We start from the raw sequence: 836 nt of genomic DNA on the forward strand, positions 1-836 counted from the left end.
GCGGCGATCGCGTTGCGTTCGATGCACGGGACCTGCACGAGCCCGCCGATCGGATCGCAGGTCAGGCCCAGGTTGTGTTCCATCGCGATTTCCGCGGCGTTCTCCACCTGCTGGGGCGTGCCGCCCATGACTTCGGCCAGGCCGGCGGCGGCCATCGAGGACGCCGAGCCCACCTCGCCCTGGCAGCCGACCTCCGCGCCGGAGATGGAGGCCTGCTCCTTGTACAGCACCCCGATCGCGGCCGCGGTCAGCAGGAACCTGACGATCGTGTCATCGCGGTCGGCCTGGGTGGCCTGGTCCATGCCGGGGGCGAAGTGCAGCGCGTAGTAGAGCACGGCCGGGATGATCCCGGCGGCGCCGTTGGTCGGGGCGGTGACGACGCGGCCGCCGGAGGCGTTTTCCTCGTTCACGGCGAGGGCGATCAGGTTGACCCACTCCTGCCAGTACTTCGGATCCCGGTAGTCGGGGTCCTGGCCGCGGGTTTCCTTCATCAGGCGCTCGTGCCAGTCCGGGGCCCGGCGGCGGACCTTAAGCCCGCCGGGCAGCAGCCCTTCGCGCTTGAGGCTGACCTCGACGCAGCCTTCCATCACCGAGTAGATGTGCAGCAACCCGTCCCGGATTTCCGCCTCGGTCCGGGAGGCACGCTCGTTGACGAACATGATCTGCCCGATCGAGAGGCCCTTGGACTGGCAGCGGCCCAGCAGTTCAGCGGCCGTGCGGAACGGCAGCGGCAGTTCCTTCTTCGACTCGTCGAGCTCCTTCAGGGCCGCGTCCTCCTCGCCCTCGCGGACAATGAAGCCGCCGCCCACGGAGAAGAACGTCGCCTTGTGCAGGAC

General features: G+C 69.0%; 1 protein-coding gene. It reads right to left on the reverse strand.

All coding sequences use genetic code 11. The annotated features are described in order from the left end of the window. The coding region (locus tag AC1D0A_RS21930; RefSeq protein WP_476946837.1) for an L-serine ammonia-lyase at nt 1-836 on the reverse strand (836 nt) is incomplete at both ends.

The organism is Arthrobacter sp. P1_D4 (assembly GCF_056406115.1).